The 7,432-nt window shown below is 72.4% G+C and carries 7 protein-coding genes; 4 read left to right on the top strand and 3 right to left on the bottom strand.

Annotated features, from left to right (window positions below; translation table 11 throughout):
- From VGX25_RS08590 to VGX25_RS08580, 3 genes are all read right to left on the bottom strand, one after another.
- Positions 1–210: ThuA domain-containing protein (locus VGX25_RS08590; protein ID WP_326917095.1), on the bottom strand; the 210-nt coding region annotated here is incomplete at its 3' end.
- Between the two features lie 8 nt (positions 211–218).
- Positions 219–2,234: a carbohydrate-binding protein gene (locus VGX25_RS08585; protein ID WP_326917094.1), complete on the bottom strand. Its 2,016-nt coding sequence runs from the start codon at positions 2,232–2,234 to the stop codon at positions 219–221.
- Positions 2,207–3,016 carry a PQQ-dependent sugar dehydrogenase gene (locus tag VGX25_RS08580; RefSeq protein ID WP_326917093.1) on the bottom strand — a complete coding sequence of 270 codons (810 nt, stop codon included), beginning with the start codon at positions 3,014–3,016 and terminating at the stop codon, positions 2,207–2,209. Before VGX25_RS08580 ends, VGX25_RS08585 begins: the two co-directional genes overlap by 28 nt.
- Before the next feature lie 351 nt (positions 3,017–3,367).
- Between VGX25_RS08580 and VGX25_RS08575 the strand changes: the two genes are divergently transcribed.
- From VGX25_RS08575 to VGX25_RS08560, 4 genes are all read left to right on the top strand, one after another.
- Positions 3,368–4,552, top strand: a complete 1,185-nt coding sequence (locus VGX25_RS08575) for an ROK family transcriptional regulator (protein WP_326917096.1) — start codon at positions 3,368–3,370, stop codon at positions 4,550–4,552.
- Positions 4,553–4,643: 91 nt separating this feature from the next.
- A complete protein-coding gene (locus VGX25_RS08570) occupies positions 4,644–5,846 on the top strand; it encodes a Gfo/Idh/MocA family oxidoreductase (protein WP_326917092.1) in 1,203 nt (400 codons plus the stop codon).
- A gap of 119 nt (positions 5,847–5,965) precedes the next feature.
- Positions 5,966–7,117 carry an inositol-3-phosphate synthase gene (locus tag VGX25_RS08565; protein ID WP_326917091.1) on the top strand — a complete coding sequence of 384 codons (1,152 nt, stop codon included), beginning with the start codon at positions 5,966–5,968 and terminating at the stop codon, positions 7,115–7,117.
- Positions 7,118–7,137: 20 nt separating this feature from the next.
- The coding region (locus tag VGX25_RS08560; RefSeq protein WP_414635733.1) for a UbiA family prenyltransferase at positions 7,138–7,432 on the top strand (295 nt) is incomplete at its 3' end.

Raw genomic sequence — 7,432 nt, 5'->3', positions numbered from 1 at the left:
GTCCTCGGTGGCGGTGACCGTGAAGCTGTTGGCCGTGCCCAGCTCCCGGATGGTCTGGATGCCGACCGGGATCGAGTCGTGCCGGAACCCCGCGGTCCGGGAGAACACCAGCACGTCGTACGGGGCGTCGACGGCGCCGGCCGGCGGGCTGCCGGTGCACGCGAGGATGACGAGCGCGGCGGCCGCCACGCCAAGGGTTCGGTGTTTCATGTGACTCCTCAGGGCAGGGTCCAGCGCTGGTTCGCGCCGGCGGTGCAGGTCGAGATCACGAGCTGGGTGCCGTCCGCGGTGCTCCCTCCGCTGGCGTCGAGGCACTTGCCGGACTGCGGGTTCACCAACGTTCCGTTCGCCTGCGGCGTCCAGTTCTGCGCCCCGGTTCCGTTGCACGTCCACAGCTGCACCCGGGTGCCGTCCGCGGCGCCGCCGCCGGAGACGTCCATGCACTTGCCGAGCGCCCGCAGCGTCGAGCCGGACCGGCTCCACGTCTGGGCGGCGGTTCCGTTGCAGGTCCACAGCTGGATCTTGGTGCCGTCCGCGGTCGCGGCGCCGGAGACGTCGACGCACTTGCCGCCGACCCCGACGATCGGCCCGGCGCCACCGCCGAACGTGAACGCGTCCACATCGAACAGTGCGCCCGTGCCGGTGCCGGCGAACGTCAGGTACAGCGTGGTGGTGCCCGCGGGCACGCCGGACAGCGTCGCGGACACGTCGACGAAGGTGTCCCAGCCGCCGGTCACCGGCACCGCCACCGAGCCGAGCACGGTCCCGGTCGGTGACTGAGTCCGCACGGCCAGCGTGCCGCCGGCGCCGCCGGACGACACCCGCGCGGTGAGCCGCGAAGCACCGCCGAGCGCGTACGGCTGGAACGCGATCCAGTCTCCATTATGGACGTTTCCGACCGTGCGCCCGCCCTCCGCGGTCGCCTTGGTGATCTGCGAGATCCCGGACTGGCTCGTGTAGTGCTCGGCCTGCCGGTGCCGCGGCTGCAGGGTGTGCTGGGTGTGCGTGGTCAGCGCCGGCTGGCCGTTGGCGCCGAGGTCGGTGTACTCGGCGTCGAACACCCCGAACAGGTTCGCCGCGGCGTCGTGCTCGCCGTCGGCGGGGATCGCGATCGAGCCGGAGCACCCGGTCCGCGACGTGATCGGGTGGCCGTGGCTGTCGTGCCCGAGCACGTAGGTCAGGCGCACCCGGGCGCAGTCGATCGCGCCGTCCTCCGGGTCGGACACCGTGATCGTGTATGGAACCGTGTCGCCGAAGGAGAACAGCGCCCCGTTGGGCGGGGTGCTCAGCGTGACCGCCGGCGCGGTGTTGCCCACGGTGATCACCAGGCCGGCGCTTGCGGTGCGGCCGGCCGGGTCGGTCACGGTGAGGGTGACCGTGCGCTGCCCGTTGGTGCTGTAGGTCTTCGTCGGGTTGGCCGCGGTGGATGTGGTGCCGTCGCCGAAGTTCCAGGCGTAGGTCAGCGCGCCGCCCTCCGGATCCGACGAGCCGGCCGACGAGAAGCTCACGGTCAGCGGCGCCACGCCGGACGTCCGGTTGGCGCTGGCCCGTGCGGTCGGGGCGAGGTTGCCGCCCGGGTTGTGCTCGATGCGGTAGAGCGCGGAGTTGGCGTCCCCGCCGAAGCTTCCGGTGCCGTAGTCCAGCACGTACAGCGCGCCGTCCGGGCCGAACGCGGTGTCGATGATCTGCGTGCCGCGCCACGGGAACTCGTTGATCTGCCCGGCCGAGCCGTCGGCGTTGACGTCGATCACCTTCAGCCAGCGCCGGCCGAACTCGGCGGCGAGGTAGTGCCCGTCGAGCGCGGCCGGGAACTTGACCGGCGAGGTGAGGTTGGCGTTGTACCGGTACACCGCGCCGCCCATCGGCGACTCCGACCCGCAGCCGAACGCGGCCAGCGAGCAGCCGTCGTACTTGATCCACGCCGCCCGCGCCGCCGGCAGCGTGCCGAGGCCGGTGTTGCGGAAGGAGTTGTTGGCCGGCCCGCCGGCACAGTCGTACCGGGCGCCGGACGGCCCGGACGGGAACGTGAACTCGAAGTAGGTCTCGGCCGTGGTGTTGGTGCCGGTGCAGTACGGCCAGCCGTAGTAGCCGGGCGAGGTGATCCGGTTGAACTCCACCTGCCCGCCCGGCCCGCGGCTGGCGCTGGCCGCGCCCGCGTCCGGCCCGTAGTCGCCGAGGTAGACCGCGCCGGTCGCCTTGTCCACGCTCATCCGGAACGGGTTGCGGAAGCCCATCGCGTAGATCTCCGGCCGGGTCCGCGCCGTGCCGGGGCGAACATGTTGCCGGCCGGGATCGAGTACGAGCCGTTCGGGTTCACCTTGATCCGCAACACCTTCCCGCGCAGGTCGTTGGTGTTGGCCGAGGTGCGCTGGGCGTCGAACGCGGGGTTGCGGTCGGCGCGCTCGTCGATGGGGGCGTAGCCGTCCGAGGCGAACGGGTTCGTATCGTCCCCTGTGGACAGATAGAGGTTGCCGGCCGCGTCGAAGTCGATGTCCCCGCCGACATGGCAGCAGATGCCGCGGTCGGCCGGCACGTCGAGCACGGTCACCTGGCTGGCCAGGTTCAGCGTGAAGTCGGCGTTGAGGGTGAACCGGGCCAGCCGGTTGACCCCGGTCCACGCCGAGAAGTCCGAGCCGCTTGCCGGCGCGTCACCGGCCGGAGTGGACAGTGGCGGCGCGTAGTAGAGGTAGATGAACCGGTTGCCGGCGAAGCCGGGATCCACCCCGACGCCCTGCAGGCCCTCCTCGTCGTGCGAGTACACCGGCAGGGTTCCGATCACGGTGGTGATCCCGTTGACGTCGGTGCGGCGCAGCTGCCCGCCCCGTGACGTGTGCAGCACCGAGCGATCCGGGAGCACCGCAAGGGACATCGGCTCGCCCAGCTCCGCGACGCCCCGGGCCAGCTCGATCTGCTGGAAGTCGGCCGGGTTGACCGCGTGCGCCGCGGCGGGCGGCGCTGGGACCACGAACAGCAAGACAACGGTGGCGATCAGTAACTGAAGAAGCGCGCGGCGCATGTCGAACTCCTCAGCAAGGAAGCAGCAGGGAAGCGGAGTGAGCCGAGATGCCGGCGGCGTCGCGGAGGAAGGCCGGTTCTTCCACGGCGATCGCGAGGATCTGGTTACGGCGGAATGTAAGCCAGATCATATGTCCGAGTCAAGCAAAAGTTCGGCCGATCAGATCATAACTGTGTGTCAGGCCAGCCATAAGCAGGGGATACTTGCTCGGGTGGTCACGACATGACCGGCGAGCCCGTGATCATGTGAGCCGGCAGGACGCCGACTTTTTCTGAGAGCAGCAGAACTTCTCACCAGGAGGAGCGAAGTTCTTCCGCGGGCTGACGGTAGTGAGTTAGAGTCCGTGCCGTGATGGGTTTGCCGCCGCAGGCCCGGCTGCTCCGGGTGCTGCGGGACCGCGGCGCGCAGTCGCGAGCGGAGCTCGGCGACCTGGTCGAGCTGTCGCGATCCAAGGTCGCCGCCGAGCTGGACCGGCTGACCGAGCTCGGCCTCGTCGAGGAGGCCGGCCTTGCCGAGTCGCGCGGCGGCCGGCGGCCGGCGGTGGTGCGGATCGGCTCCTGGCTGCGGTTCGTCGGGGTCAACGTCGGCGCCACCAGCGTGGACGTCGCGGTCACCGACGGCGAGCTCGAGCTGCTCGAGCACGTCTCCGAGGAGCTGGACGTCCGCGACGGTCCACAACGGATTCTCGGCCGGGTGGTCGAGATCGTCGGCAAGTTCCGCGACCAGGGCCACCTGCCGCAGCTGCACGGGCTGGGGATCGGCCTGCCCGGCCCGGTCAGCTTCCGCGACGGCGTCCCGTACGCACCGCCGATCATGCCCGGCTGGGACCAGCACCCGGTGCGCGACACGCTCACCCGCGAGCTGGGCTGCCCCGTGCTGGTCGACAACGACGTCAACGTGATGGCGCTGGGGGAGAAGCAGGCCGGCGTCGCCAAGAACTCCGACGACTTCCTGTTCGTCAAGATCGGCACCGGGGTCGGCTGCGGAATCCTGGTCGGCGGCGAGGTCTACCGCGGCGCCAACGGATCGGCCGGCGACATCGGGCACATCCAGGTCGACGAGGACGGCCCGGCGTGCAGCTGCGGCAACCTCGGCTGCCTCGAGGCGTTCTTCTCCGGCGCGGCGCTGGCCCGCTCGGCCCAGTCCGTTGCCCGCGCGGGCGAGTCGCCGTTCCTGGCCATGCGCCTTGAGAACCAGGGCAGGCTGGCCGCGACCGACGTGGCCGCCGCGCTGGCCGCCGGCGACCCGGTGGCGCTGCGCCTGGTCCGTGAGGGCGGCCGGCACCTCGGGCTGGTGCTGGCCGGGCTGGTCAGCTTCTTCAACCCCAGCCTGATCGTCATCGGCGGCGGCGTGGCCGGCATCGGGCACGTGCTGCTCGCCGAGATCCGCAGCGCGGTGTACCGCAGGTCGCTGCCGCTGGCCACCAACAATCTGCCGCTGGTGATGTCCGAGCTCGGCGAGGACGCGGGCGTGATCGGCGCCGCCCGAATGATCAGCGACCTGGTCTACAGCCGAACCAGCGAGGTGAGCAGGTGAGCGAGCTTGCGAGCGAACAATCAGGCACTGCGCCATCGCCGAGCCTGCGAGGCGATGGCGTCCAGCGGCACCGAGCTTGCGAGGTGACGCGATGACAGACTCGACGAAGCCCGTGCTCGGGGTGGGCATGGCGGGATACGCCTTCATGGGGCGGGCGCACTCGCAGGCCTGGCGCACGGTGGGCCATTTCTTCGATCTCCCCATGCGGGTCGACCTGGCCGCGATCTGCGGGCGCGACCCGGACGCGGTGGCCGCCGCCGCGCGCACGCTCGGCTGGCGCAGCCACGAGACCGACTGGCGCCGGCTGATCGAGCGCGACGACATCCACCTCGTCGACGTGTGCACACCGGGCTCCAGCCACTGCGAGATCGCGATCGCCGCGCTGGAGGCCGGCAAGCACGTGCTGTGCGAGAAGCCCTTGGCCAACACCGCGGACGAGGCCGTGGCCATGGTCGACGCGGCCCGGCGCGCGGCGCGCGACGGCGTGCGCGCCATGGTCGGGTTCAACTACCGCCGGGTGCCCGCCGCGACGCTGGCCCGCAGGCTCGTCGCCGATGGCCGGATCGGCGCGATCCGGCACGTCCGCGCGGTGTACCTGCAGGACTGGATCGTCGACCCGGAGTTCCCGCTGGTGTGGCGGCTGCGCCAGGAGGCGGCCGGCTCCGGCGCGCTCGGTGACCTCGGCGCGCACATCATCGATCTGTCCCAGTACATCACCGGGCAGCGGATCAGCGCGGTGAGCGCGCTGACCGAGACGTTCGTCCGGGAGCGCCCGCTGCCCGAGCACACCGCCAACGGCGACCGCGGGCCGGTGACGGTCGACGACGCCGCCCTGTTCCTCGCCCGGCTCGACGGCGGCGCGGTGGCCACCTACGAGGCCAGCCGATTCGCCACCGGCCGGAAGAACGCGCTGCGGATCGAGGTCAACGGCGCCCTCGGTTCGCTCGCGTTCGACCTCGAACGGCTCAACGAGCTGGAGTTCTACGACGGCACCGACCCGGCGGCCGAGCAGGGGTTCACCCGGATCCTGGTCACCGAGGCCGACCACCCGTACCTGTCGGCCTGGTGGCCGCCGGGGCACCTGCTCGGCTACGAGCACAGCTTCACCCACGAGGTGCGCGACCTCGTCCACGACATCGCCGCGGGCACCGACCCGGTGCCGGGCTTCGAGGACGGACTCCAGGTCCAGCTCGTCCTCGACGCCGTCGAGCGCAGTGCGCGCCAGTCCGCCGGCTGGGTCGACGTCGCCGGATCCGACCGTTCCGCGGCGGTGAGCACACCGTCGACCGGCTGAGCGGCCGGACCGTCCTGGCCGACCGTCGACAAAGGCCGGTGTTAACGAACCTGAACCGGGGATCGACTTTCGGACCGTAACCTACCGGTGGGTCAACACGGGGCGGGGAGAGGACGGTAATGGGCGGACGAACGGGCGTATGGCTGATCGGGGCCCGCGGCTCGGTCGCGGTGACCTCGATGGCCGGCGCGGCGGCCGTGCGGGCCGGCCTGGTGGAACCGGTCGGCCTGGTCGGGGAGACCCCGGCGCTGGCGGGGGTGGGCCTGACCCCCCTCGCCGACCTGGTGTTCGGCGGCCACGACGTGGTCGACACGCCGGTGCAGAAACGGGCCGAGCAGCTCGTCCAGACCCGGGTGCTGCCGGCCGCGCTGCCCGCCGCCGTGGCCGACGGCCTGCGCGCGGCCGAGGCGGAGATCCGCCAGGGAGCGCACCGCGACGACCGCACCCCGCAGGCCGAGACCGCGGCGCGGCTGGCCGACGACCTGACCTCGTTCCGGGTCCGCAACGAGCTGGACCGGGTCGTCGTGGTCAACGTCTCGTCCACCGAGCCGCCGGTGTCGCCGCGCCCCGAGCACGCCGACCTGCCCGCGCTGCGCGCCGCCCTGCGCACGAGCCCCGACGTGCTGCCGACCAGCTCGCTATACGCCTACGCCGCGTTCACCGCCGGCTGCCCGTTCGTCGATTTCACCCCGTCCACCGGCGCCCGGCTGCCCGCCCTCGACGCGCTGGCCCGGCAGCTCCGGCTGCCCTACGCCGGCAGCGACGGCAAGACCGGCGAGACGCTGGTGAAGTCCGCGCTGGCGCCGATGTTCGCCGCTCGGGCGCTGCGCGTGCTGTCCTGGTCGGGCACCAACCTGCTGGGCGGCGGGGACGGCCAGACCCTGGCCGACCCGGCCGCCGCGGCCAGCAAGACCGCGTCCAAGCAGCGCAACCTGGCCGAGACGCTCGGCCACGAGGTCGACGGCCAGACCCACATCGACTACGTGCCCGACCTCGGCGACTGGAAGACCGCCTGGGACCACGTGTCCTTCGCCGGCTTCCTCGGCGTCCGGATGAGCCTGCAGTTCACCTGGCAGGGCTGCGACTCCGCGCTGGCCGCGCCGCTCGTGCTGGACCTCGCGCGGCTGACCGCCCGCGCCCACCGGGCCGGCGAGGTCGGCCCGCTCGGCGCGCTCGCGTTCTTCTTCAAGGATCCGGTTGGCACCACCGAGCACCGGCTCGCCGCCCAGTTCGACCAGCTCTGCGCCTGGGCCGCCGGGCTCCCGGCATGACCCGGCTACGACACCCTGACCTGCGGGCACTCGCCGAGCTGGTCCGGGCGCCGGCCGCACTGTCGGTGCCCGGGGACTCGCTGGCCGGGGCCGCCGCGGCCGGGTGGCCGTTCGGGCGCCGGTCGGCGGCGCTGTCGGCCGGCGCGGTCTGCCTGTACTGGGCCGGCATGGCGCTCAACGACTACGCCGACCGCGAGCTGGACCGCACCGAGCGGCCCGAGCGCCCGATCCCGTCCGGCCGGGTGTCCCCGCGGTTCGCGTTGGGGCTGGCCGCCGGGCTGACCGCGGCCGGGGTGGGCCTGGCCGCGCTGGCCG

The sequence above is a fragment of the Actinophytocola sp. genome (genome assembly GCF_035942955.1).
Lineage (GTDB): Bacteria > Actinomycetota > Actinomycetes > Mycobacteriales > Pseudonocardiaceae > DASYTH01.
This window is presented reverse-complemented; position numbering and strand designations above follow the sequence as displayed.

What these genes read in the sequence shown, in the direction of transcription:
- VGX25_RS08585 (WP_326917094.1), bottom strand. Translation starts at nt 2,234, where the DNA reads ATGGGCTTCCGCAACCCGTTCCGGATGAGCGTGGACAAGGCGACCGGC.
- VGX25_RS08570 (WP_326917092.1), top strand. Translation starts at nt 4,644, where the DNA reads ATGACAGACTCGACGAAGCCCGTGCTCGGGGTGGGCATGGCGGGATAC.
- VGX25_RS08575 (WP_326917096.1), top strand. Translation starts at nt 3,368, where the DNA reads ATGGGTTTGCCGCCGCAGGCCCGGCTGCTCCGGGTGCTGCGGGACCGC.
- VGX25_RS08580 (WP_326917093.1), bottom strand. Translation starts at nt 3,016, where the DNA reads ATGCGCCGCGCGCTTCTTCAGTTACTGATCGCCACCGTTGTCTTGCTG.
- VGX25_RS08565 (WP_326917091.1), top strand. Translation starts at nt 5,966, where the DNA reads ATGGGCGGACGAACGGGCGTATGGCTGATCGGGGCCCGCGGCTCGGTC.